23 protein-coding genes are annotated in these 23,977 nt (G+C 34.3%); 12 read left to right on the plus strand and 11 right to left on the minus strand.

Translation table 11 applies throughout. The features are described from left to right. Positions 1-4 precede the first annotated feature (4 nt). The 5 genes from LNP04_RS09085 (at position 5) to LNP04_RS09105 (ending at position 3,667) form a co-directional block, all read left to right on the plus strand. Positions 5-793, plus strand: a complete 789-nt coding sequence (locus tag LNP04_RS09085) for a hypothetical protein (RefSeq protein WP_229986169.1) — start codon at positions 5-7, stop codon at positions 791-793. 157 nt (positions 794-950) lie between these two features. Beyond that, the gene (locus tag LNP04_RS09090) at positions 951-1,736 is read left to right on the plus strand and encodes a DUF6759 domain-containing protein (protein ID WP_229986170.1); all 786 of its coding nucleotides are present in this window, start codon (positions 951-953) and stop codon (positions 1,734-1,736) included. Positions 1,737-1,832: 96 nt separating this feature from the next. Next, complete coding sequence (gene trmB / locus LNP04_RS09095) at positions 1,833-2,510, plus strand: tRNA (guanosine(46)-N7)-methyltransferase TrmB (protein WP_229986171.1); 678 nt, start codon at positions 1,833-1,835, stop codon at positions 2,508-2,510. A 16-nt stretch (positions 2,511-2,526) separates the two neighbouring features. Next, positions 2,527-3,255 carry a DUF6759 domain-containing protein gene (locus tag LNP04_RS09100; RefSeq protein WP_229986172.1) on the plus strand — a complete coding sequence of 243 codons (729 nt, stop codon included), beginning with the start codon at positions 2,527-2,529 and terminating at the stop codon, positions 3,253-3,255. A gap of 1 nt (position 3,256) precedes the next feature. After that, on the plus strand, positions 3,257-3,667 hold the full coding sequence (locus LNP04_RS09105) for a DUF6759 domain-containing protein (protein ID WP_229986173.1): 411 nt from the start codon (positions 3,257-3,259) through the stop codon (positions 3,665-3,667). Positions 3,668-3,853: 186 nt separating this feature from the next. On the opposite strand, the gene rpsB is transcribed toward LNP04_RS09105, so the two are convergent. The 4 genes from rpsB to LNP04_RS09125 all read right to left on the minus strand — a co-directional run bounded on the left by rpsB (position 3,854) and on the right by LNP04_RS09125 (position 6,179). Continuing rightward, entirely contained in the window at positions 3,854-4,621 is a 768-nt protein-coding gene (rpsB, locus tag LNP04_RS09110) for a 30S ribosomal protein S2 (RefSeq protein WP_229986174.1), read from the minus strand. A gap of 208 nt (positions 4,622-4,829) precedes the next feature. Continuing rightward, on the minus strand, positions 4,830-5,216 hold the full coding sequence (rpsI, locus tag LNP04_RS09115) for a 30S ribosomal protein S9 (RefSeq protein WP_129535866.1): 387 nt from the start codon (positions 5,214-5,216) through the stop codon (positions 4,830-4,832). 5 nt (positions 5,217-5,221) lie between these two features. After that, positions 5,222-5,677: a 50S ribosomal protein L13 gene (gene rplM, locus LNP04_RS09120; RefSeq protein ID WP_047445148.1), complete on the minus strand. Its 456-nt coding sequence runs from the start codon at positions 5,675-5,677 to the stop codon at positions 5,222-5,224. 169 nt (positions 5,678-5,846) lie between these two features. Further along, on the minus strand, positions 5,847-6,179 hold the full coding sequence (locus tag LNP04_RS09125; RefSeq protein ID WP_229986175.1) for a hypothetical protein: 333 nt from the start codon (positions 6,177-6,179) through the stop codon (positions 5,847-5,849). 208 nt (positions 6,180-6,387) lie between these two features. Here LNP04_RS09125 and LNP04_RS09130 point away from each other — a divergent pair, with 208 nt between their 5' ends. Both LNP04_RS09130 and LNP04_RS09135 read left to right on the plus strand, forming a co-directional pair. After that, entirely contained in the window at positions 6,388-9,735 is a 3,348-nt protein-coding gene (locus LNP04_RS09130) for a methylmalonyl-CoA mutase family protein (protein WP_229986176.1), read from the plus strand. 141 nt (positions 9,736-9,876) lie between these two features. Beyond that, entirely contained in the window at positions 9,877-10,917 is a 1,041-nt protein-coding gene (locus LNP04_RS09135; RefSeq protein ID WP_229986177.1) for a hypothetical protein, read from the plus strand. A 107-nt stretch (positions 10,918-11,024) separates the two neighbouring features. Here the strand turns inward: LNP04_RS09135 and LNP04_RS09140 are convergent, their stop codons facing one another. Continuing rightward, the gene (locus LNP04_RS09140) at positions 11,025-13,757 is read right to left on the minus strand and encodes a pitrilysin family protein (RefSeq protein ID WP_229986178.1); all 2,733 of its coding nucleotides are present in this window, start codon (positions 13,755-13,757) and stop codon (positions 11,025-11,027) included. A 149-nt stretch (positions 13,758-13,906) separates the two neighbouring features. Between LNP04_RS09140 and LNP04_RS09145 the strand changes: the two genes are divergently transcribed. Both LNP04_RS09145 and LNP04_RS09150 read left to right on the plus strand, forming a co-directional pair. Continuing rightward, the gene (locus LNP04_RS09145) at positions 13,907-14,617 is read left to right on the plus strand and encodes a diphthine--ammonia ligase (RefSeq protein WP_229986179.1); all 711 of its coding nucleotides are present in this window, start codon (positions 13,907-13,909) and stop codon (positions 14,615-14,617) included. 53 nt (positions 14,618-14,670) lie between these two features. Continuing rightward, positions 14,671-15,762, plus strand: coding sequence for a serine hydrolase (locus tag LNP04_RS09150; RefSeq protein WP_229986180.1), 1,092 nt, complete (start codon positions 14,671-14,673; stop codon positions 15,760-15,762). 9 nt (positions 15,763-15,771) lie between these two features. On the opposite strand, the gene LNP04_RS09155 is transcribed toward LNP04_RS09150, so the two are convergent. The 3 genes from LNP04_RS09155 to LNP04_RS09165 are packed head-to-tail and all read right to left on the minus strand — an operon-like array spanning position 15,772 to position 17,444. Next, positions 15,772-16,500 (minus strand): hypothetical protein, encoded by a 729-nt coding sequence (locus LNP04_RS09155; RefSeq protein ID WP_229986181.1) that lies wholly within the window; start codon positions 16,498-16,500, stop codon positions 15,772-15,774. Positions 16,501-16,512: 12 nt separating this feature from the next. Continuing rightward, complete coding sequence (locus LNP04_RS09160) at positions 16,513-17,124, minus strand: hypothetical protein (RefSeq protein WP_229986182.1); 612 nt, start codon at positions 17,122-17,124, stop codon at positions 16,513-16,515. Then, the gene (locus tag LNP04_RS09165; RefSeq protein WP_229986183.1) at positions 17,121-17,444 is read right to left on the minus strand and encodes a PadR family transcriptional regulator; all 324 of its coding nucleotides are present in this window, start codon (positions 17,442-17,444) and stop codon (positions 17,121-17,123) included. The genes LNP04_RS09160 and LNP04_RS09165 overlap by 4 nt, the downstream gene beginning before the upstream one ends. A gap of 98 nt (positions 17,445-17,542) precedes the next feature. On the opposite strand from LNP04_RS09165, the gene LNP04_RS09170 reads away from it, so the two are divergent. Next, a complete protein-coding gene (locus LNP04_RS09170) occupies positions 17,543-18,061 on the plus strand; it encodes a 2'-5' RNA ligase family protein (protein ID WP_229986184.1) in 519 nt (172 codons plus the stop codon). A 45-nt stretch (positions 18,062-18,106) separates the two neighbouring features. Here the strand turns inward: LNP04_RS09170 and LNP04_RS09175 are convergent, their stop codons facing one another. Continuing rightward, positions 18,107-19,468: a M64 family metallopeptidase gene (locus LNP04_RS09175; RefSeq protein WP_229986185.1), complete on the minus strand. Its 1,362-nt coding sequence runs from the start codon at positions 19,466-19,468 to the stop codon at positions 18,107-18,109. A gap of 2 nt (positions 19,469-19,470) precedes the next feature. Then, positions 19,471-19,950, minus strand: coding sequence for a hypothetical protein (locus tag LNP04_RS09180; protein ID WP_229986186.1), 480 nt, complete (start codon positions 19,948-19,950; stop codon positions 19,471-19,473). Between the two features lie 89 nt (positions 19,951-20,039). Here LNP04_RS09180 and ruvC point away from each other — a divergent pair, with 89 nt between their 5' ends. Next, on the plus strand, positions 20,040-20,594 hold the full coding sequence (gene ruvC, locus LNP04_RS09185; RefSeq protein WP_229986286.1) for a crossover junction endodeoxyribonuclease RuvC: 555 nt from the start codon (positions 20,040-20,042) through the stop codon (positions 20,592-20,594). Between the two features lie 82 nt (positions 20,595-20,676). Here ruvC and LNP04_RS09190 read toward each other — a convergent pair whose 3' ends face one another. Next, positions 20,677-22,560, minus strand: a complete 1,884-nt coding sequence (locus LNP04_RS09190; protein ID WP_229986187.1) for a zinc-dependent metalloprotease — start codon at positions 22,558-22,560, stop codon at positions 20,677-20,679. A gap of 227 nt (positions 22,561-22,787) precedes the next feature. Here LNP04_RS09190 and LNP04_RS09195 point away from each other — a divergent pair, with 227 nt between their 5' ends. Then, a complete protein-coding gene (locus tag LNP04_RS09195; protein ID WP_229986188.1) occupies positions 22,788-23,858 on the plus strand; it encodes a DUF4407 domain-containing protein in 1,071 nt (356 codons plus the stop codon). Positions 23,859-23,977: the final 119 nt, after the last annotated feature.

Genomic DNA, 23,977 nt, shown 5'->3' on the forward strand with positions numbered 1-23,977 from the left:
TTATATGAAGAAAGCAATTACCCTTTTGTTATTAATTTTTATTATTAAAATTAATGCACAGATTTTTACGGGACAAGTATTTTTGAGAGACAATTCTGTATTGTATCTCAATCAGGTATATGTTACCAATCTTACCACATATAAAACCGTTCTTACAAATTACAACGGAGATTACACCATACAGGGAAATCCTGGTGATGTGATTCGCTTTACTTCAATCATTACCGAAAGAAAAGACGTTACGTTATCTGAAAAAAGTTTTGGGATAAGAAATTTAATCGAATTGAAAGTTGCCTATCACGATATTCAGGAAGTTGTGATCAACAGATTTAGACCTACCGGAAATTTGCGATATGACGTTAATTCATTAAGAAAAGAAGACAAAGCCTACGCTCTGAAGAAGGTAATCGGTCTCCCAGAACCTAAAGGAGACGGCACGCCACCAGAACTTCCGGTGGCTGGTCTGAGAGATGGCGGACTTACCTTCAGCTTAGAAAGTATTTTTGACATTCTTTCTGGCGAACGAAAGAAAAAGCAGCGTTATGTAGCTTATGAAAGAATGAATAAATCTGTAGTAAACATCAAAAATTATTTAGGTAAAGATTATTTTACCAGATTTAAAATTCCGGAAAATCTAATTGATAATTTCTTACAATTTGTATATACTTCTGAAAATATTGAAAGCTATGTACAGAGTGGTAATTTTGAAGCTATCAAGATTCCTATAGAAAAATATTTACCTATTTACCAGCGGAGATTAAGAAATTCCCACCTGCAGGATGTTTTGAAATAAATATCCTTTTATGGCACGTTCTTTTCTCTCATCAACATATTTGAAATTTTTAATATTAAAATTTAAACTAACATTTCGGAATAAATCTAAATTTTCAGTTTGTTTTAAATGATTATTTCAAAAGAAACACAAATGACTCACCACAGTTTTACATTAAATGAAAAAGTTATTTTTACTCTTTACCACACTTTTATTCGTCTGTCTTTCTGCTCAAAAACAAGGCAAAGACTATAGCAATATTTTGAAAAGTAAAAGCATTTACGAAATCAATGCTTTTCTAAGAGACGCTCATCCTGATGATCCCCGCAGGTCAGTTTTGAAACCAAAGGTGATGGAATTGATGAAAGATTACATCAAAAACGCACCTCCGGGAGACCAAAAAGTGAGACAGATGCAAGATTGGCTGGCAATGCTGAAAAGAAAATCTTCTACCAAAATTACTTTTGACGAGATGAATGCCATCATCAAGCAAAAGCAAATTGCAAAATATCAAAAAGAACTACAAGTGGGGCAGTCTGCAATTGTGTACACCAAAAGTTCTCCACAAAACGTTTATGTAACTCCTTCTGCAACAGCAAAAACTAAAACAACAGCAGTAATTGCTGATAACGAAGCATCAGAATTTAATATGTTGATGGCAGATAATCCTGTAGAACATAAAAATAAGACCGTAAAGATTCTTAATTCACTTTTTGACAATGATCCGAATGCTAAAGAATGCATTGTCATGATTGAGAACAAATCTGACTGTAATATCATTGTAAGAATAGAAGGTATTGGAAACACAAAATACAGACTTCCTGTTCCTGCGCATGGCGACAATTCTATGGTTATACAAAAGGGAGATTATCTATTTACAAGTATCGTTTGCGGTGCTCAGTACGCTTCACAAAAAACGATTCAAAAACCCTTGATGGTCGCTTTGGGGAGCTCATCTAAATAATTAGTTTAAAAACATATTTTCAAATCTGTTTTTCTCTTTAAAAATCAAAGAGATTGTATCATATTTTTGCTAATTTTGCAGGTTCATATATATTACATGGGCAAGAACAAATTAGCAAGATTCGCAGAGAACAAAATATTACCAAACGTCATTCAACCAACCAGAGATGAAGCTCTTAACAGCTTTGAACTGAAAGGAAACTGGAGAAAAGATTTCTTTAAAAATGACCAACCTATTGTTCTCGAATTAGGCTGTGGAAAAGGAGAATATACCGTAGGTCTTGCCAAGACATTCACCGAAAAGAATTTCATCGGAATCGACATCAAAGGAGCCAGATTTTGGTTTGGAGCCAAAGAAGCGGTTGAAAATGACATGAAAAACGTAGCATTCATTCGTTCTCAAATCGAATTGGTAGACCACTTTTTTGCAGAAAATGAAGTTGATGAAATCTGGATTACTTTCCCTGATCCACAAATCAAGTACAGACGTACAAAACACAGACTAACACACCCCGATTTTCTTGAGAGATATAAAAAGTTCTTAAAACCTGGCGGAATTGTTCATCTTAAAACAGATTCAGAGTTTTTGCACGGGTACACTTTAGGTTATCTGCAAGGTGCAGGTTACGAAATCATCAGCGCTCACCATGATATCTATGGCGCTGCAGAGTACGATCCGGGAACACCCCATTTAAGAGATATAAAAACCTATTACGAAGAACTTTTTTCAGCAAAAGGAAAAACAATAACTTATATAAAATTTAGAATTAATTAAATGAAATAATAAACTGATGAAAAAAAATTACCTCATCATTTTATTCTTCACTCTCACTTCTTCATGCTCTACACAAACCAGTAATCATGAAGACATTTTAAAAAACACAAACATTACCGAGATTGAAGAATATTTGAAAACCGCGCACCCGGAAGACCCGAAAAGGCGCATTTTAAAATCAAAACTAATTGCGCTTAAAAACAGTGAATGGACAAAAGGTTCTGCCACAGCAAAACCAATGGAAGTTCGCCCTATTATTACAGAAATTCCGCAAAACTTCAAAACTAATCTTATTGCTAAAGACTCTGAAGAGTTTAAGAAACTAATGTCAGAAACTTCTTCTGAACACAAAGAAAAAACTGTACAATTGCTCAATGCGATGTTTAGTGAAGACATTAACAGTAAAGAAGCAATTTTACTTTTCAGGAATAATTCTGATTGTAATTTGGTTTTAAAAATCAGTGGAAAGAAATTTTACAATTTAGCCGTTCCTGCTCACAATGAGAATTTTATTGTTGTAGATAAAGATCATTACTCTCTTTCATCTAATATATGCGATGTGGAGTATGCATCAAAAAGGCAGATCAATAAAAATATTCAAATAGCAATCAATAACCCTCAGTATAAATTTAATGAAAATGAAAAATTGGCTTTAAATGAAGGATCAGGTAGGGATACAAACAATCAATCTTCAACAAAAAAAACTAATTTAGCCAAGCAAAAAAAGACTAAAAAGAAACGTTGATATGAAAAAACTGCTAATCGGATTTGTAATTTTTCTGCTTTTAAATAGTTGCGGGAGTACATATAATAACTATCCTGTCATAAGTTCACCATCGAATACTGAAAGAGAGTATAATGAGGTGTTGAAAACTTACAAATCTGAAACTGCAGAAGTATTAACCTATTTACTGAATGAAACATCACCAAATGATCCCAAAACAGCACTGACGGTTGAGAACACTTCTAGATGCAATATGGTTTTAACCGTTAGTTCAAATAATTATTACAAAAAGATCCCAATCGGTGCCGGAAAAATAGGCTCTTTGATGATTCTTAAAAATCAGACATATAAATTATCGGGAATGGTTTGCCAGTCAGCATATCAGTCTTCTAAATTTATTACGTCAGCCTATTCAATAAAGCTTTCAAATTAATTAAATTACAGTATGTTTAGGCTAAAGCCAATACTGATTTTAAAAATTCGAAAACGGGCTAAAGCCTGTTCCTATTGATTGTAGTTGCAATTTAAAAATCAAGTTTAAACTAAAATTTAATATTAAAGCATAAAAAAACCGCTAAACAAGTTTAGCGGTTTTTATTATTTAAGATAAAATCTTCAATTATTCAGCAGAAGCGTCGAAATCTGCGTCTTTATCAGCAGATACTACTTCTCCTTCTTCTTTAGATTTTTCTTTATCAGCTTTTCTCTGAGACTGACCTTCTTTGATAGAATCTGAAACTACGTTTAAGATCATATCGATAGATTTTGAAGCATCATCGTTTCCTGGGATAACGAAGTCTACTTTTCTTGGGTCAGAGTTTGTATCAACAATACCGAAAACTGGAATACCTAATTTCTTAGCTTCAGTTACAGCGATGTGTTCTCTCATGATATCTACAACAAAGATTGCAGAAGGAAGACGCACCATGTCAGAGATAGAACCTAAGTTTTTCTCTAAGTTAGCTCTTTGTCTGTCAACTTGTAATCTTTCTTTTTTAGATAAAGTTTCGAACGTACCGTCTTTTTTCATTTTGTCGATAGAGTTCATTTTCTTTACAGCTTTTCTGATTGTAACGAAATTCGTTAGCATACCTCCCGGCCATCTTTCTGTAATATAAGGCATATTAAGTTCAGCAGCGTGCTTAGCAACTACTTCTTTCGCTTGCTTTTTGGTAGCTACGAAAAGAACTTTTTTACCTGCAGAAGTTAATTTTTCTAAAGCGCTGCACGCTTCATCCAATTTAACAGCTGTTTTATGTAAGTCTACAATGTGAATACCATTTTTCTCCATAAAAATGTATGGAGCCATATTTGGATTCCACTTTCTAGTCATGTGACCGAAGTGTACACCAGCCTCTAGAAGGTCTTTTACATTTGCTTTTGCCATGTTTTCTGTTTTTGTTAGTTTACTTTCCGTTTCTTAAACAATCAACGACTTCTTTAGATGGGAGAAGTGTTTGGATGCTAAACGTAACGGGCAATTTGGCATTTGCTTATTGCTAATAGCAATTGGCTTTTTGCCGAGTTAATAAGTTAATAAAAAGTTGTTAACTTTCTGTAGCCAATAGCTAATAGCCATTCGCCAACAGCAAATCTTAACGTTTTGAGAACTGGAATCTCTTTCTTGCTTTTTTCTGACCTGGTTTCTTTCTTTCTACCATTCTTGCATCTCTTGTAAGTAAACCTGCAGGCTTCAATAACAATCTGTATTCAGCATTGATTTCGCAAAGCGCTCTAGAAATACCTAATCTGATAGCTTCTGCCTGACCTGTATTACCACCACCGAAAACATTTACGGTAACGTCATACTGACCAACAGTCTCAGAAAGGATAAACGGCTGATTTAATTTATAAACCATTACGTCTGTAGAGAAATAAGTTGCAGCTTCTTTACCGTTTACTGTAATCACACCAGAACCTGGCTTTACATAAACTCTTGCTACAGAAGTCTTTCTTCTTCCGATTTTGTGAACTATAGACATATTAATTATTTAAATTCGTTAATATTAAGTGTTTTAGGCTGTTGAGCTTCATGCTTGTGCTCAGTTCCTTCATATAAATAAAGGTTTTTGAACAAAGCAGATCCTAATTTAGTTTTTGGAAGCATACCTTTTACAGATTTTTCCAATACTTTCAAAGAATCTTTCTTTAGAAGTTCAGTAGCCGTCATAGACTTTTGACCTCCAGGATAACCTGTATGCCAAATGTAAGTCTTGTCTTCCCACTTGGTTCCGGAAAGGGTAACTTTCCCAGCATTCAAAACAATAACATTATCACCACAATCTACGTGAGGTGTAAAGTTTGCTTTGTGCTTACCTCTCAAAATCTTTGCAACCTTAGAAGCTAGTCTTCCTAACGGTTGTCCTTCAGCGTCTACTACAACCCATTCTTTATTTGCAGTAGCTTTGTTCGCTGAAACAGTTTTGTAACTTAATGTATTCACACGTTTTAGTTAAAGATTAAACATAATTTTCCCCATAAGGGTGTGCAAAGGTACAAATTATTTTTAGATTGTGAAAACATATTTAAACTTAATAAATCTGCATCTATATATATGGTTAGATTTAAATATTTCAATAACAGTTTTCAAAGAAGAATTTTTGAAGCTAATATTAATTACGCAAAGACTTATTAGCTCTTAAACTTGCAATTAAATAATACGCCACAAAAACCGTAGAGAATTTGAGAATGGCAGGAATTGCCAATTCAAGACTAAATAGTAGGTAACCAATTAGAACCAAGAGTCCCATTGCCGCAAAAGAACTCAATAACTTTTGAACTAAAGTAAATTTAGGAGTATCAAGATAGTAAGACAATCCCCAGGCTGAGCCGAAAGCAATCGCATAAAAAATATCTAACCCAATATTTTCACTGCTGATGAAAAAATAATTGATCACAAAACTGAGAACCGTTCCTAAAGCGAAATACATCAATGCTTTCTGCATACTATTTTAATATGACGCAAAAATAACGAATTTTATTTTGAGAGAAAACCTTTGCACTTTAATTTGTCAGATTAATAAAAACCCAAAAACAGTAAATTTAGATTTTAAAAATTTTATTTAAATATTTAAATATCAATATCTTGAATAATTAAAATAAGTTTTTATTAAATTGTTATATTTGGAAACTTAGAAATTTTCTACAATCAATATGGAAACCCAAAAATATACTCCAACAAACAAAGTAAGAATTGTAACAGCAGCGTCGTTATTCGACGGTCATGATGCAGCTATTAATATCATGCGTCGTGTGATTCAGGGAACAGGATGTGAAGTCATTCACCTTGGCCATGACAAATCTGCTGAAGAGGTTGTAAATACAGCCATTCAGGAGGACGCCAACGCAATTGCATTAACTTCTTATCAAGGTGGTCACAACGAATATTTTAAATATATCTATGACCTTTTAAGAGAGAAAAACTCTCCGCAGATCAAAATTTTTGGCGGTGGCGGCGGTGTTATTCTGCCTGAAGAAATCGAAGACATCATGTCTTACGGAATCGACAGAATTTATTCTCCGGACGACGGTCGTGAGCTTGGTTTACAGGGAATGATCGATGATTTGGTAAAAAGATCAGATTTTGCGACCGGAAGAGATGTTGAAGCAAGTGATTTAGATTCAATTAGTTTTGAAAATTCTACAAGCATTGCAAAAATCATTTCTGCCGTTGAAAACTTCTCAGAAGAAAAACCTGAATTGGTAAAAGCTATTGATGAAAAATCAAAAGACTTAAACATTCCAATTATCGGTATTACAGGTACAGGTGGAGCCGGAAAATCTTCATTAACAGACGAATTGGTAAGACGTTTCTTACGTTCCAATACTGATAAAAAAATCGCGATTATCTCTATTGACCCTTCAAAAAAGAAAACCGGAGGTGCACTTTTGGGGGACAGAATCCGTATGAATGCGATCAACGACCCGAGAGTTTATATGCGTTCGATGGCGACGAGAGAAAACAACGTTTCTGTTTCGCCTTCCATTCATTCAGCTTTGAATGTGTTGAAATTGGCTCATCCGGATGTAATTATTCTGGAAACTTCAGGTATCGGACAATCAGGATCAGAAGTATCTGATTTTGCGGATGTTTCTATGTATGTGATGACTCCTGAATACGGTGCTTCAACGCAGTTGGAAAAAATTGATATGTTGGATTATGCAGATTTGGTTGCTTTAAATAAATCTGACAAACGTGGTGCTTTAGACGCACTTCAAGCGGTGAGAAAACAATTCCAGAGAAACCATTTATTATGGGAAAGTCCGTTGGATGACATGCCAGTTTATGCAACAAAAGCTTCTCAGTTCAATGACCACGGAACGACAGAACTTTACAACAGATTAGTTGCAAAAGTAAATGAGAAATTCTCTGATTTAAACTTACAAGGTTTCATCGAGCAGGAAATTACAGACGAAGTAACAATTATTCCTCCAAAAAGAGTCCGTTATTTATCCGAAATTGTTGAAAATAACAGACAATACGACGCCAATGTTCAAAAACAGGCTGAATTAGCACGAAAAATGTATCATATCGAAGGTGTCAAAAATTTCCTCTCGAATGAAACTTTAGATGCTGAATATCAAAAAGCCGAAAAAGATCTTCAACAGGAAAATATCGATTTCCTAAAAAATTGGGATGATACGAAACAGGCTTTCAAAGCTGAGTTTTATTCGTATTTCGTTCGTGGAAAAGAAATTAAAGTTGAAACCTCAACAGAATCTTTATCACATTTAAGAATTCCAAAAATATCTTTACCAAAATATAATGATTGGGGTGATTTGATCCAATGGAAAGGTCAGGAAAATCTTCCGGGAGGATTTCCTTACACTGCGGGAATTTATCCTTTCAAAAGAACAGGAGAAGATCCAACGAGAATGTTTGCGGGAGAAGGTGGACCGGAAAGAACCAACAGAAGATTCCATTATGTTTCTGCGGAAATGGATGCAAAACGTTTGTCAACCGCGTTTGACTCGGTGACTTTGTACGGACAAGATCCAGCTTTACCACCGGATATTTATGGTAAAATCGGAAATGCGGGAGTTTCTATCGCCACTTTAGATGATGCGAAAAAATTGTATTCCGGATTTGATTTGGTGAATGCAATGACTTCAGTTTCAATGACCATCAACGGACCGGCTCCGATGTTGTTGGCTTTCTTTATGAATGCGGCCATCGACCAGAATGTTGAAAAATATATTGCTGAACACAAACTTGAAGAAAATGTTGAAAAAGCCTTAAAAGCAAAATTCGACGACAAAGGTTTAGAAAGACCAAAATATAACGGAGAATTACCACCTTCAAACAATGGATTAGGTTTAAAATTATTAGGTTTAACCGGAGACGAAGTGATTCCTGCGGAAGCTTATGCTGAAATTAAAGCTAAAACCATTGCGACCGTTCGTGGAACGGTTCAGGCTGACATTTTAAAAGAAGACCAGGCTCAGAATACGTGTATTTTCTCTACTGAATTTGCTCTGAGACTGATGGGTGATGTTCAGGAATATTTTATTACAGAAAAGGTTAGAAACTTCTACTCGGTTTCAATTTCCGGTTATCACATTGCAGAAGCGGGCGCAAATCCTGTTTCTCAGTTGGCATTTACTTTGGCAAACGGTTTCACGTATGTGGAATATTATTTGTCAAGAGGAATGGACATCAATGATTTTGCACCGAACTTATCGTTTTTCTTCTCCAACGGTATCGATCCTGAATATTCAGTGATCGGACGTGTTGCAAGAAGAGTTTGGGCAAAAGCAATGAAACTGAAATACGGTGCAGACGAAAGAAGTCAGATGTTGAAATACCATATTCAAACTTCGGGTCGTTCGCTTCACGCTCAGGAAATTGATTTTAATGATATCAGAACGACTTTACAAGCGCTTTATGCAATTTATGACAATTGTAATTCATTGCACACCAATGCTTATGACGAGGCGATTACGACTCCAACTGAGCAGTCTGTAAGAAGAGCAATGGCGATTCAATTGATTATCAATAAAGAATTAGGGTTAGCTAAAAATGAAAATCCATTGCAAGGTTCATTTATTATTGAAGAATTAACGGATTTAGTTGAAGAAGCTGTTTACGCAGAATTCGACAGAATCACGGAAAGAGGTGGCGTTTTGGGTGCAATGGAAACGATGTACCAACGCTCAAAAATTCAGGAAGAATCGATGCATTACGAATGGTTGAAACATACCGGAGAATATCCAATCATCGGTGTAAATACTTTCCTTGGAAAAGATGGTTCGCCAACGGTTCGTCCTGGAGAAGTTATTCGTTCGACTGAGGAAGAAAAGCAAGTTCAGATCGAGACTCTGCATAATTTCCAAAAATCTAATGAAGACAGATCAGAAGCCGCTTTAAAAACTCTGCAATACGCAGCGATCAATCAGCAGAATTTATTCAATGTAATGATGGATGCCGTGAAATACTGTTCGCTTGGACAGATTACCAACGCTTTGTTTGAAGTGGGTGGTAAGTACAGAAGAAATATGTAATCCGTAGCCGGATTGGCAATTTTTACTACTAACTGTTTAAATATAAATCAAACCTCAAGGATTTTCTTTGAGGTTTTAATTTTAGCAAATCATTATAAGTGTTATTTTTGCAACTGAAAACAATTTACAATCTCAATTATTATGAAAAAAAGTCTGAAGTCTGTTTTATTTTTTTTAGGAATTATATTGTCATCTTCCATATATTCTCAAAAAAGAACCGAGGATTTCTCAATCAGCTTTCCCGATAAAAAACTTGAAAAAAGTTATTACAAAACCATAAAACTTATTGATGCCAGAGCCGACTCTACGTCATTAGGAATTGTTCAGAAAGGAGCATTCAACACAAAAGCGAAAGTAGTTCCTACAAAAAATCTTAATGATCAGTTCCAAAATTTATTAAATCAAATTAATGGAGAAAACACGGATGAGGGTACTGTTGTGATGTATCTTAAGCAATTTTATTTTGCAGAAATCACCGGAGCATTTAGCGAGCATGGCTATTGCTACTTCCAGGCTTACTTATTTGCTAAAAACGAAGATGGAACTTATTCATATCTCGACAAAATAGATTCAGTTATTGATCATTCTTCTATGGATGTCACCAAAGCCACTATGAAGAAAGGGAGTGAAATGGTAAGTGATTTTATAAGCAGAAACATTTCTAAAAAAGCGCTTCAGACAAACCAGTACAGTTTTGAGGACATCAAAAATTTTGATGAAATTGAAAAACAAAAACTAAGTTTGTATAATTCTGCTGAACTGAAAGAAGGAATATATTCAGATTATAATTCTTTTAAAGATCAGAAGCCATCTGAAAAATCGATTTCTAATGTGAAGTTTTATGGGAAAACCTCTAAAATCATTAAAATATATGAAATGGCAGAAGGCAAGGAAAAAGAAATTAAGAAAAATGATGTATTTGCAATCGTATACCAAAGTTCCCCATATATTTATTTACCTGTAGAAAATGCTTTTATGAAAGCAGAAAAAAGAGATGGAGATTTTTACTTTATAGGAAAAATAAAATCTACTGCTAAAACAGGAGATGTTGTTCTTGCCTCGGCGTTTTTCGGGATTATCGGAGGATTGATCGCATCAGGATCTACATCAGTCCCGTTTGAATTAAAACTCGACTACTTAAACGGAGGCTTCATTCCTATAAAAGAAATTCAGAGTAAATGATAATTTGAACTTTTCAAAATCAATCCTAAAATCTAAATTATTCAATAACAAAAGTCGGCGCAAAATAAATTTTGCGCCGACTCACTTTTTAAATTAGCTTCGAGAAATTACTTCTTATTAAAATCCCCGGCAAAAACTGAAGTCATTTTATCTTCACTGATGTATTTTTTCAAAACATCATTTACCTGATTGACTTTTAATGCCTTCACTTTTGTTTCTAAAGCATCATAATCTTCTAACGGCACTCCGTATTGCAATTGTTGATTGACCAATCCCATCAAAGCTCCGTCAGTACCTAAGTTGGTTTTTCGGGAAGTCAGCCACGAGTTTAAATTAGACTTAAATTCTTCTTCCGTGAAACCATCTTTCACTGCTTTATTTACTTCTTCTTTCAAAGCTTTATCAACATCATTTTTCTTTGTAGGATTAAAAAATGCATACCAACCCCAAGATGCTACATCATTACTTACAGGCACACTCATGTAAGAACCTGCACCATAGCTGATCCCTTCTTTTTCACGAAGTCTTGTCGGGATTCTTGAAGTTAAAAACCCTCCGCTTCCCAACATTTCGTTGGCAATCAGAAGTGCAGGATAATCCGGGCTTTTTGTATCCATCGTAAAGCTGATTTTCCCTACAGCAGCCCCGTTTTCTTTATCGGGAGTGATAAAGTCTTTATCTAGTTTTTTTTTTGCGAAAAGTTCCGGTTTAACGTATTCGTACTTAGATTTTGAATTCCATTTACCGAAAGTCTGATCAAGCAATGTTGAAGCAGTTTTGGTATCTAAATCACCAATCATACTTCCCACTCCGTTATTGCTTCCTAAAATTTTGTTGTAGAAATCAATAAGATCTTCTCTTTTTATTTTTTTATTATTTTCAATCTGCTCTTGCGTAGAAGACGTGTAGTAAATACTTTCTTTAGGATACGTTTCTGTCATCTTTTCTATTTCGGTAAAGGCAATTGACTGAGGATCATTTAATGAACTTTCCAGATACGTATTATATTCGTTCACCGTTTTTGCCAATTCAGCTTCAGGGAAATTAGATTCAGTTAAAATTTCTTTCACCAATCCCATTACTTTTGGTAAATGTTCTTTGTAAGTGCTGATGTTGACATAAAAGGTTTGTCCACCGAATCCGAAATTCACATTAGATTTCCACTGATCAAGCATATCCTGAATTTGCTCTTTAGTATGCGATTTTGTTCCGGTTTTGAGAACCTGAGCCATCAGCGAACCTATATGCGATTTACCGCTTAAATCTTTACCATTACTTACCGGAAATCTGAAGCTTCCCAATACTTTTCCGCCTTTAATTTCTTTTTTAATGACACCATATTTCATTCCGTTGCTTAATTTACCTTCGGTAAGATTAGCTTTAAGGTTTTTTACGCTCGCTTCAAATGGTGCGACTTCTTTCTCAAGAGCTTTCCCTTTGTAATCTTTCGTCAATGCAGCAATTTGATCGTCAGAATATTCAAGATTTTTAACTCTCACCTCATCTTTCGTCGGGATGAAAACCCCTATTGTTCTGTTATTATCTTTAAAATATTTATCTGAAACTCTCTGAACATCAGCCAACGTTAATTTCTCGATGTTATCGCGGTAAAGCATAGATAATTTATAATTTCCTGCGCCTACAATTTCAGTCAAACTAATTGCTAAATTGATGGTATTGTTTTTAGTATTTTCAATCTGTTTCAGGATTTTGGCTTTTGCTCTTTCGACATCCTGAGCAGTATATTTGATTGCAGTTATTTTACTAAGCTCTGCTCTGAAATCATTTTGTACAGCTTTTACATCTTTATCAGCAGGCACTTCCAAGCCAAAATACATAAAAGAGGCATCTCTTACGGTTGGCTGATAAGAATATACAGACGCCGCTTTACGGGAATCAATCATTGCTTTATACAAATATCCTGAAGGATCTGAGGTAAGAATCTCTGACAAAGCATCCAAAGCCGCATAATCTTTATCTGCATAAGGCGCCGTATGATACAATGCTCCAACTATTTTACTTTCTCCAGAACGCTTTAGCTCTACAAAACGTTCACCATCCTGCGCCGGCTCTACCGTGTAAGGCTGATCGAGCACTCTTGAAGGTTTTGGAATGACCGAAAAATATTGAGCAACATAATTGAGTGCCTGTTTCTCATCAAACTTTCCGGCAACAATCAATGTAGCATTATCCGGCTGATAAAATTTCTCATAAAATTTCCTCAAAGTTGGCGCTTTTACTCTCTCAATATCTTCTTTGCTTCCAATCGTACTGTTTCCGTAGTTGTGCCATAAATACGCTGTTGAAACAATACGTTCCATCAAAACACCACCCGGATTGTTTTCGCCGATTTCGAATTCATTTCTTACTACAGAAAATTCTTTATCGAGGTCAGTCTGCAGAATAGTTGCATTGATCATTCTGTCGGCTTCCATATCCAAAGCCCATTTTAGATTTTCGTCACTTGACGGAAAGATTTCGTAATAATTAGTTCTGTCATACCACGTTGTTCCATTCGCATCACCACCTTTATCAGAAAGCTGTTTCTTGATATCGCCCAATCTTTTAGTGCTTTTAAAAAGCATGTGCTCTAGTAAATGCGCCATCCCTTTTTCTCCGTAGCCTTCGTGCTTAGAACCAACATTGTACACAATATTGACAATCATGTTGCTTTGAGAACCATCGGGAATTAAAAGAACTTTCATCCCGTTATTCAACGTATATTCTTTAATACCTTCGGTATTGCTTACAAATTTTGGAGTTTCAGCTTTTTGGGAAAATACAGGATTGATGCTGCCTGTAAAAAACAAGACAGCCGTACCCAATAAAAAGTTTTTCATATTGTTATTTTAAGATTTTAAAATTATAAAATTTTTCAATACCATGACTAGATATTTCAACGTCTCAGTGATTTTTTTTTTGCATTTTTATCACTCTAAAACATTGCTTGAATCACTGTAATATCATCTTTAAATATTAATATTGTGCAATGAAACAAAAAGCCATCTTCAACTGGAGCAGCGGGAAAGATTCTTCGCTAGCCTTGTATAAAATTTTACAAGAGGATCAATTTGAAATTACTGCTTTGCTGACAAGCATCAATCAGGAGTTCCAAAGAATCTCGATGCATGGCGTTCCTGTTTCATTATTGGAAAAACAGGCAGAAAGTTTAGGTCTTCCTTTAGTTAAAATGGAAATTCCCAAAGAGCCGTCGATGGAAGAATATCAACAGATAATGTCTAAAACCATGAATGAAATTAAATCTCAGGGAGTCACCCACTCTATTTTTGGAGATATTTTTCTGGAAGATTTGCGAACGTATCGTGAAGAACAATTACAATCTATCGGAATGAAAGCTGTTTTCCCTTTATGGAAACAAAATACTTCAGATCTCATCCATGAATTTTTAGATTTGGGATTTAAAACAATTGTCACCTGCGTGAATGAGACTTATCTCGATAAAAGTTTTGCCGGAAGAATAATTGATGAAGATTTCATTAAAGATTTACCCGAAAATGTAGATCCATGTGGAGAAAACGGAGAATTTCACACTTTTACTTTTGACGGTCCTATTTTTAAAAATCCTATTGCATTTGAAATTGGGGATACCGTAAAGAAAACTTATCCGAAACCAAAATCAGACGAAACCAGTGAGGAAGGAGAATATGTTTTTTGGTTTTGCGATTTGATTTCGAAATAATTACTGTTTTTATGTTAATCATATTTTTCATATTTTTAAGAAAACAATCTTAAATGCTGAAAAAATCACTCTACGTCTCCTCTCTTTTTATCTTTTTAATTTCCTGTCAAAAACCTGAAACAACACAGCCCGTTGATAAAAAAGCAATCGCAGATTCAGCAGTGGCAGTTTATCAGAAAAAACTGTATCAAAATCAAATCGACTCGGTTTTTTCAAAATATAATTTTAATGGAAGTATTGCCGTTTTTAAAGATTCAACTGAAATCTTTAGAAAAAACAATGGCTTTACTGATTTTAAAAACAAAAAAAACATTGACAATCAGACTATTTTTGCCATCGGATCTGTCAGCAAACAGTTTGCGGCCGTTTTAATTTTGTTAAAAATGGAAGAAGGAAAATTGAGTTTGGAGGATAAAGTTTCAAAATATCTAAAAGAATTCCAATCCAATGGATATGAGAATATTATCATTTCTCAACTTCTGAATCATACTTCCGGGTTGAATAATTTTGGCGAAAAATTGATGTTCAAAAGCGGAACAGGTTTTAATTATTCTAATGATGGTTTTAATGCTTTAGGTAAAATCATTGAAAAAGTTTCGGGTAAATCTTATGATGAAAATGTGATGGATTTACTTAAAAAAGTGGGGATGAAAAATTCTTCTACCGGAAATCTATTTCAAGGTGAAAACTTTGCCTCTGCATATTTGGGGAATGGAAAAAACTTTAAAATGATAGGGAATATGCCCAAAAGATTAGGCGGAAAAGAAATCGGAATTGCGGCAGGCGGAATTCTGTCAACGATTGACGATTTGCATTTGTGGAATAATGCTCTCTACTCCGGTAAAATAATACAGCCAGAAACTTTAAATAAATTTTTAACCAAAAGTGCCGAGAGACAACATCCTATTTTCGGGAAAATGGGTTACGGCTACGGAATTATGATGAACATCAGAAATCCAACTGCTTACTTTCACAGTGGTTATGTAAAAGGTTCGCCTTCACTCAACATTTATTATCCTGCAACAAAAACTTCAGTTATCATTCTTTCAAACATCGCTGATGAAGAAAAAGGAAAAAGCTCCACATTTAAACCTCATCGTGAGATTAAAAACTTCACCGATATGATGGAAAGTATTTCTCATTAATAAAATTCATTAATTGTTTTCGGAAATTTTAATAAAATTCTGAATTTTCAGTAATGATTTTTTGTGTTCAAGAAAATTAATGATTGAAAAAACCACCAGTGTCTGTAGCAGAAAAGGAACAAACAGCATAATGAGAAAAGGTGCAAGACTAATATTTCCTTCTTTTAGAAATAAATACGTGTACGCTTTACCATTAGCATTTACCGCCTGAATCATCATTGAAATACTAAAAATCATCAGTCCCAGATTCTGTTGATACATTGAGTAAAATACTTTCCCTTTATACTTAAAATCTGCTTTTATATACTTCCAAATTTTGTAATTGCTTAGTATTAAGAAAACAGGCACAACAATGAAAAAAGCATTCTGGATTTTAAAAAACAACTTGAAAGTTTCTTCATTTGGAGAAATATAAATGAGTACAAAGTTCAGCAGAAAAGAAATAAAAGCTATTATCAAAGCCTTTCTGATGATTCTTCGATAGTTTGCTTTTACAATTTTTTTGAAAATTGCAGGAATATGCTCAAGAGAAAAAGAAGAATATGTGGTCATTTTAAATTCGTCTTCCCAGGCAATTTTAGTCTTAAAAAACGCTTGTTCAAAACTCAGATTTTCATGAACCTGAATATCCAAAATCTGCGAAATCATGTGGTCACGGACTTCCAGCAAAATATCCAATGGAAGTTTGTTCAGAATCAGATACTCGTCTATTTGCTTTTCTTCTGCTGAGGTTATCATTCTAAAAAATACTTAAATTAAAACATTCACTTTTTTGCTTCTGAAATACAGCAGTTGAATTTGCACCAACATGCCATAAATACTAAAAACTTTACCTATTCCAAAGTCCCAAAAATGTGAACTTTGAGTAAAATAGCCTATTCCTAAAAATAAAATACATCCTATAACAAGGTTTTTCAAAATCAAAGGGTGGAAACTCAATTCCATATATTCTACGAACTTCATTTTTTTGAATGCAAAGTTGTACGCAAGCATAGAGAATGAAAGAATTGCTAAACCAAGTTGTATTATATAAAAATAATCATTCAAAAATAAAAATGCAGCCAACCCAATCACAGAAAGACAAATAGATGAAAAAATAATGTTTCTAAATCTTGATTTCAAAACTGTTTTCTCAATTCTTGCAACTTTTTTGAATGATAACGTATCTGCGTTTACCATTTCCAGTTCATATTGCCAGCCCATTTTAGTTTTAAGAAATGCTTCCTGAAAACTTACATTTTCTTTCATTAATTCTGAAATCTGAACGACAAAATGATCATAAATTTCATTTAAAATAACAGCACTTAATTTTTTTTTGCGTAGAAAATCTTTTATCTCACGCTCCTGAAAGTCAGTCATCATATATTGAAAATGGTATTTAGATTAAACAAATAAGTTTTCATTTCGGCTTCCTGAGCGGCTTGCTGCTTTTTCCCTTTCTCTGTTAAAAGATAGTATTTACGGTCTCGTCCGTTAAATTTCTGAATTTCGGAAGTGATGAGGCCGTCGCCTTCCAATTTGTGCAGTAAAGGATACAAAGCACCTTCAGTCATCTCCAACTCGCCTTCTGTAAGCTCTTTCGCTCGCTGTGTCATTTGGTAACCGTACATTTTAACCTCTTTCGAAAGTAATTTCAAAATGATATTTTGCAGAGTTCCTTTGTAAAGACTGTTCTTTTTCAATTCTCAATTTTATACATAACAAATCTATGTATAATTTTCTTATGCATTAAATTTTTAGATCTAATTTTTAAAAAGTTTATTTTTATGGCATGAAGAAAATGTATTTCATAGCCATCTATCCGCCACAGGAAATTATTGATGAAGTGAGGATTTTCAAGGAAGATTTAGCTTTAAATTATAATAATTCTAAAGCTTTGAAAAATGATGCGCACATCACATTATTTCCACCTTTTGAGAGAGAATTAGCTTTGGAGAATGATATCCACGAAGCTTTTCAAAAGATTGACACCCACGTTTCCCCTTTCGAAATTACACTGAATGGTTTTGGAAGTTTTCCGAATCCTAAAAATCCGGTTTTATACGTACAACCTGAAGAAAATGATGATTTGAAAGATTTACATTTAAAAGTAAAAGAAAGATTTAGTTTTAAAAATTATTCATTCCATCCTCATGTAACGGTAGGATTTCGTGATTTAACATTCGAAAACTATCTTAAGGCTTGGGAAATTTATAACGAAAAAGAATTTAAAACTAAATTCATCGTTGACAAAATCACCCTCCTTCGTCATGACGGAAAATGGGTTTCGATTGCAGAAAAGAAACTTGAAAAACAATAAAAACCGACCTGAAAAAGTCGGTTGAAGTAAAAACATTTCAAAGAATTACTCTTTGATTATCTTCTGAGAAATGATTAGATTTTTATTCTCTGTTGCTGTTACCGTATAAACGCCGGCAGGAAGATTTTTTATATCAACATAAACAGTTGTAGCATCTTTCAATTCAAATTTTACAGGAACTAACTTTCCTGAGGCATCAAAAAGATTAATGTTTACATCTTTTGAGAAATTCGATTTTCCTTTGATAAAGAATTCATCATTTGCGGGATTTGGGTAAATGCTGAACCTTCTCTCTTCTGCTTTAATTTCTGCTGTTCCTAAAGTACTCTTATTCAAAGTCCATGAAACATTCGTAAAATGCACAGTACTATGATTATCCGTTTTTACCAATGCCGTGTTATCTGTTACGGAAAAAAGCAATGTATTATTTCCATTATTTAGCTGAGCCGGAGTTACTGTCAACGTGTTTGCTGTTGAGGCAAGTACTGTTCCGTTTAGCGTCCATTTATTCACCAAAGTATTAGGGATCGGAAGAATTTCGTTTACGGTAAAAGTCACATTAGCATTAGCGTTTACAGAACTTGAATTAGCAGGAGTATAAGAATCAACAGGAGACACCAATCCATGAATTTTCTCAATAATTCCTTCTTTACAAACCGAGCAGAATTGCTGGTTGAGATACCTCATTTCGCAACTTTGATGCGGTCTGTACCAGTTCGGGCTTTCTGCATGTGAATAAACGCCAACATTATTAATACCTACCCAGTTTTTCCATTTAATCGTTGTAGGACTGGAAGTTTGCGTTTTATTCGGAGCTTCACCAGATCCGGAAAACCAATATTCGTCTGCCAGTTTACCAAATGAATGCCCCAGTTCATGCACCACAATTTCGTTTGCAGAAGCATTGAGCGAAGCAAAAGCATAAGTTCCTCCGCAACCGCCATATTCTGTAGTATTTCCTAAAATATACGCTATATCAAAATCCGGAAGATTGGCAGCTAAAGTCTGTGTAACTTTTGTAGCATTTCCATAATAACATCTGTGTACTCCGTTATCAAAAGTAGAACTGAAATAATTATTCGGATTAGAAACCGGAAAAATAGGCTCAGTAACATCTGTAGCTGTTCCCGGATGTTTTACACCAGATTCTGCAGAAATTACATTAATTGCATACGCATTAAAATAATTTTTGTATTCTGTATAAGGACTTTTTGTGAATAAATAATTAATCGTTGCCTGAGCAGAACTGACAAAAGCAGTCTGCTGCGTCGCAGTAAAACCATCTCCTAATACTGCGATATTGATGCGTTTGTCATTGGTGCCATTTTGCAGTAACGGTGAGGTTGTAAATGTCTGAGATAAGCAAAAGGAGCTGCCCATCAACAGGAAGAATATATATTTTTTCATGATTAAAAGTTTTGGGTGAAGAGTATTTGTTTTTTAGAATTATTAATTCTTTCAATTTTGATAGATTTAATGTTATCCGAATAAGAAAATCTAAAACTGAATTCACTTTCCTGCAACGACATTTTGTGTCTTTCTATCGTCTCACCATAACTTTCAAATTCAGGATTTAACGGATCTTCTACAGACTGTTTTATAATTTCATTCCCTTTAGCATCAGATAAAGTAATTACAAAATCATTCTGCAAATCTTCTCTCTCACCAAAAGCTGGTATTGATTTTAATTTTCCTTTTACAATTTTCTTGTCATACAAAGAAATTTTTTCTACGCCTTTGGTGTTTTTACTAATCTTAAAAAAAAGATAAGCAATCTGATTTTCGTTTTGCTGACTGATATTTTGAGAGGTTTTAGACTGGCTTTTGAGAGTGCCTAGCCCACAACACAACAATATACTGATTGCCAATAAATTATTTGCTATTTTCATGATAGTTTTTTTACTAAATTATAAAAAGAAACTTTAAGTTGAGTTAAATTTTTAAATAAATTTAAGAATGCCTTATCTTTGATGCGATGATTTCAACAGAGAAAATAATTTTAGGTATCGACCCGGGAACTGCCATTATGGGTTTTGGACTCATTTCGATAAAAAAAGGGAAGATGGAAATGATTTCTATTCATGAACTGATTTTAAAAAAATATCCCAATCATGAAACCAAGCTCAAATATATTTTCGACAAAACATTGGCTTTAATTGACGAATTTCATCCTGATGAAGTTGCATTAGAAGCTCCCTTTTTTGGTAAAAACGTACAGTCGATGTTGAAATTGGGACGCGCACAAGGCGTTGCAATGGCTGCAAGTCTGCATAGAGACATTCCTATTACAGAATATTCTCCTAAGAAAATAAAGATGGCCATCACCGGAAACGGAAACGCCAGCAAAGAGCAAGTCGCAGGAATGCTGAAAAACCTTTTAAACCTAAAAGAATTTCCTACAAAATATCTTGATGCTACCGATGGTTTGGCTGTCGCCGTATGTCATCATTTTAATTCCGGAACAAAAACTGACACTAAATCTTACACAGGCTGGGAAAGTTTTTTGAAACAGAATCCTGATCGATTGAAGTGATCTATTTTTTTCGTAGATATATTTTCTATTTCTGCTTTAATCTAAATATAAAAAAAGCCCTTATAAAAGGGCTTCTTAGTTGTTAATTGTTAAGGAATTTTTTCGATCCTTGTTTGTCGTCATCTGAATAATTGACAATATATGTACCTTTTACTAATTCTTGGTTGATCTGGATTTCATTTGTTTTTGAATTTCCTTTCTGAATCAGTTTCCCACTCATTTCATAGATTTGATAGTCACCAAATACAGATTTGCCGGCTCCAAAAATCTGAAGCTTGTTAGTGGCTTTGGTATAAACAATTTTAGTTTCAGTGTTATCTTTTTTAATATCCGAAGTACTTAATGTTTCCAAAATCCTCACTGCGTAGTCCTCCATTTGACCATATTGTAATGGCGAACATGCATCAAAATCAGGGAAAGTTACTCCATTGAATGTAGCAGCATCTACCGCTATTCTCATTCTTAAGTATACATTCTTTACAGCACTTGCCGGAGGTGTGATGTTATTGGTTAGGGTAAGTCCTGAATTTGTTAAGTTGGCTGATAAGTTATTTACTACCAATTCTGAGTTTTCAAAAATCCCATTGTTATTATAATCAATCCAAACTTTCGTTCTAAATTTTTCAGCATGGTTGAATGCATACGCATAAGTTACCTTCAACTGTGTTGCAGTATTTGAAGCAATATCTGTAAAATAAGCAGGTCTTACACAGCTTGCCGTAGCATAATTTGCGTAGTAAACAGGAGTTGCTTCGTCAGAATCATATCCGTTGCTTATACTGTTGATAGTTCCGAAAATTACTCTTGTCGGCCCCACAGCACTGTTGGTAGGATTTACTATTCCGGAAGGACTACATTGTGCGTTCACTACAGAAACGGGGGTAGTGACAACTGTTGCAGGATCTGTGCCTGCAAGTGAATTGAGCAGATTTTTTCTGTATTCCATCATTAGCAGAACAGCTCTGTTTCTCTGCCCTTCCGTAAATTTACGGTTAGAATTTGTATAGTTCATTACATTATACTGAGTTCCGTCATAATTTTGAGATGTGCATGGGTCGATAGCATTATTGTTGGGAATTGCAACTCCATACATACTTCTAGATGGTGAAGTATCACAAACCCGGTCACCTTCTGTTGAGCAGTTATTATTTACCGGACAGGTTGTTTGACTATTTGCCGAAATTCCTTGAAAAGTATGGTAAAGCCCAAAAGCATGCCCCAGCTCGTGAGTAAGTGTTGTATCATTTTGGTTTTTGATCGTTGCTACTTTCATAAAACTTTCATAATCGTAATCATATGAAGTTGGAAATGCAGCATAACCCATTAGCCCATAAGATAATTGTTGCTGTCCGTCAAAACCAATGACTACATAAATATTAAAGTATGAGTTTTCAGGCCAGTGTGGTGCCAATTGATTTTTAATTTGAGAATCTGTGGCTCCGGTATCAGTTACTCCATTTTGATCATAACCAGCAAGAGTACTTCCGTTATAGCGTATAATACCCGTCGTAGGCATACATGTTGGCGACCTTTTTGCCAAAACAAGTTTAAATGGCATTACATTTCCGCCGGTAGGGCCCGCACCTTCAGGATAAAAGCCGTTACCATAGGTTGTGGCATACATGCTGTTTGCTCTTCCAATCCAATTGATTATTTCTTGGTCAGTTACCGCTAAGTTGGCATTTGCTGCATCCTGTGATTCGATTACATGTACTACAACAGGGATCTCATAAAGCTGTCCTGTATACAATGCATTCCACGAAGAAGTTGCCCCTACTTTATTAAGAAAAGCCTGTTGATTGATGCTGTTGATCTTTTGCTCACCTTCTTCTCTCAACCTTTTTTGATCCGGATGTCTGTCATCCAATTTTTGCATGATTTTATCAAAACCACATTCTTTATGTAAGTCCTGTGAAAATGAATTAACGAAAAACATAATCAACAAAACAGTACCAATTCTTTTCATTTTTACTTAAATTTTTAAATATTCGACTGCAAAACTACTATTTTTTTAGCAATTCTTCAGTTTATAAAAATTTTAATTTAACAATAAATTAATATCAAGCAGATTACAACATTTAAATAAATGATAATCAGTTATTTAAATATCAAAATACAAATACTTGGTAAAACATATTACTGTTTGTAACATTGGTATGGTTTTTAATACTAATTTTGTATAAATTTTCGATAATGAAAAACAGTCAACAAACTATAAATCAGACGAGTCATCAAATTAATTGGTTTCAGAAATTTTTGATGATTTGCTCAGGAGGAAATATTCATATCCTCAGAAAAACACCAAGCGAATGGAATAAATTTTCCGGAATTGGTGGTATTGTATTTTTTACAGCGATTTTCGCAACACTTTCTGCTGGTTACGCAATGTATACCGTATTTGATGATCTATTAATTTCCATTGGATTTGGAATTTTGTGGGGATTGATGATTTTTAATTTAGACAGATATATTGTTTCATCCATAAAAAAAACAGGAACGTGGTGGAATCAGATATTGATGTCGATTCCAAGATTGATTTTAGCAACATTTTTAGGAATTATTATTTCTAAACCTTTAGAACTTAAAATTTTCGAAAAGGAAGTCAACAAACAATTGAATACCATTATTCAAAGAAATAAAAAACAATTACAAGGCGAAATGAGCGGAAGAATACTTCAGCAAAGTGGGCCTTTTGATACCGAAAAAAAACAAATCTCTGATAAAATTGCTCAATACCAAAAATCTTATGATTCTGCAGCTGTGGAATTAGAAAAAGAAATTTTAGGGAAACAATCGGGATTAACGAGTGGTAAAGAAGGTTATGGGCCTAATGCCAAGCGTAAACAAGAATTAAAAGAACAACGCAGAGTTGATCTTGAAAATTATCAAAAGCAGGCTGCTCCAAGATTGGAATATTTAGATAAAGAAATTTCAAAAGTTTACACCAATCTGGAAACCGAAAGAAAATCAACCGAAACTATTGAAGATAAATTTAATGGTTTTGCTGCGAGACTTCAGGCTTTGGATGAATTAGGAAAAAACTCAGCCATTATAGCAACTGCTGCTGCATTCATCATGGGTCTTTTCATTTGTCTGGAAATTTCTCCGGTTTTGGTGAAGCTGATTTCCCAAGTCGGACCTTATGATTACCTTTTAGAAAAAACTGAAAATGACTTCAGATTATATGCTAAAGAAAAGATTGAAAAAGGAAATGTATTAACTGATTTCAGGATCGATGATTTTAAAGAAAACTTAAAAAAATAATTTCAATACAAGCCTTTCAGTTTTGCTGAGAGGTTTTTTATTTCAAAGATAAATTACAGTTTCAACAAAGTAAAAGACTCACAGAAATCTTGTGAGTCTTTTACTTTGTAATAATTTTA

It is taken from the genome of Chryseobacterium sp. C-71, from assembly GCF_020911865.1.
GTDB lineage: Bacteria > Bacteroidota > Bacteroidia > Flavobacteriales > Weeksellaceae > Chryseobacterium.

What these genes read in the sequence shown, in the direction of transcription:
- LNP04_RS09085 (WP_229986169.1), top strand. Translation starts at nt 5, where the DNA reads ATGAAGAAAGCAATTACCCTTTTGTTATTAATTTTTATTATTAAAATT.
- LNP04_RS09090 (WP_229986170.1), top strand. Translation starts at nt 951, where the DNA reads ATGAAAAAGTTATTTTTACTCTTTACCACACTTTTATTCGTCTGTCTT.
- trmB (WP_229986171.1), top strand. Translation starts at nt 1,833, where the DNA reads ATGGGCAAGAACAAATTAGCAAGATTCGCAGAGAACAAAATATTACCA.
- LNP04_RS09100 (WP_229986172.1), top strand. Translation starts at nt 2,527, where the DNA reads ATGAAAAAAAATTACCTCATCATTTTATTCTTCACTCTCACTTCTTCA.
- LNP04_RS09105 (WP_229986173.1), top strand. Translation starts at nt 3,257, where the DNA reads ATGAAAAAACTGCTAATCGGATTTGTAATTTTTCTGCTTTTAAATAGT.
- rpsB (WP_229986174.1), bottom strand. Translation starts at nt 4,621, where the DNA reads ATGGCAAAAGCAAATGTAAAAGACCTTCTAGAGGCTGGTGTACACTTC.
- rpsI (WP_129535866.1), bottom strand. Translation starts at nt 5,216, where the DNA reads ATGTCTATAGTTCACAAAATCGGAAGAAGAAAGACTTCTGTAGCAAGA.
- LNP04_RS09125 (WP_229986175.1), bottom strand. Translation starts at nt 6,179, where the DNA reads ATGCAGAAAGCATTGATGTATTTCGCTTTAGGAACGGTTCTCAGTTTT.
- LNP04_RS09130 (WP_229986176.1), top strand. Translation starts at nt 6,388, where the DNA reads ATGGAAACCCAAAAATATACTCCAACAAACAAAGTAAGAATTGTAACA.
- LNP04_RS09135 (WP_229986177.1), top strand. Translation starts at nt 9,877, where the DNA reads ATGAAAAAAAGTCTGAAGTCTGTTTTATTTTTTTTAGGAATTATATTG.
- LNP04_RS09140 (WP_229986178.1), bottom strand. Translation starts at nt 13,757, where the DNA reads ATGAAAAACTTTTTATTGGGTACGGCTGTCTTGTTTTTTACAGGCAGC.
- LNP04_RS09145 (WP_229986179.1), top strand. Translation starts at nt 13,907, where the DNA reads ATGAAACAAAAAGCCATCTTCAACTGGAGCAGCGGGAAAGATTCTTCG.
- LNP04_RS09150 (WP_229986180.1), top strand. Translation starts at nt 14,671, where the DNA reads ATGCTGAAAAAATCACTCTACGTCTCCTCTCTTTTTATCTTTTTAATT.
- LNP04_RS09155 (WP_229986181.1), bottom strand. Translation starts at nt 16,500, where the DNA reads ATGATAACCTCAGCAGAAGAAAAGCAAATAGACGAGTATCTGATTCTG.
- LNP04_RS09160 (WP_229986182.1), bottom strand. Translation starts at nt 17,124, where the DNA reads ATGATGACTGACTTTCAGGAGCGTGAGATAAAAGATTTTCTACGCAAA.
- LNP04_RS09170 (WP_229986184.1), top strand. Translation starts at nt 17,543, where the DNA reads ATGTATTTCATAGCCATCTATCCGCCACAGGAAATTATTGATGAAGTG.
- LNP04_RS09175 (WP_229986185.1), bottom strand. Translation starts at nt 19,468, where the DNA reads ATGAAAAAATATATATTCTTCCTGTTGATGGGCAGCTCCTTTTGCTTA.
- LNP04_RS09180 (WP_229986186.1), bottom strand. Translation starts at nt 19,950, where the DNA reads ATGAAAATAGCAAATAATTTATTGGCAATCAGTATATTGTTGTGTTGT.
- LNP04_RS09190 (WP_229986187.1), bottom strand. Translation starts at nt 22,560, where the DNA reads ATGAAAAGAATTGGTACTGTTTTGTTGATTATGTTTTTCGTTAATTCA.
- LNP04_RS09195 (WP_229986188.1), top strand. Translation starts at nt 22,788, where the DNA reads ATGAAAAACAGTCAACAAACTATAAATCAGACGAGTCATCAAATTAAT.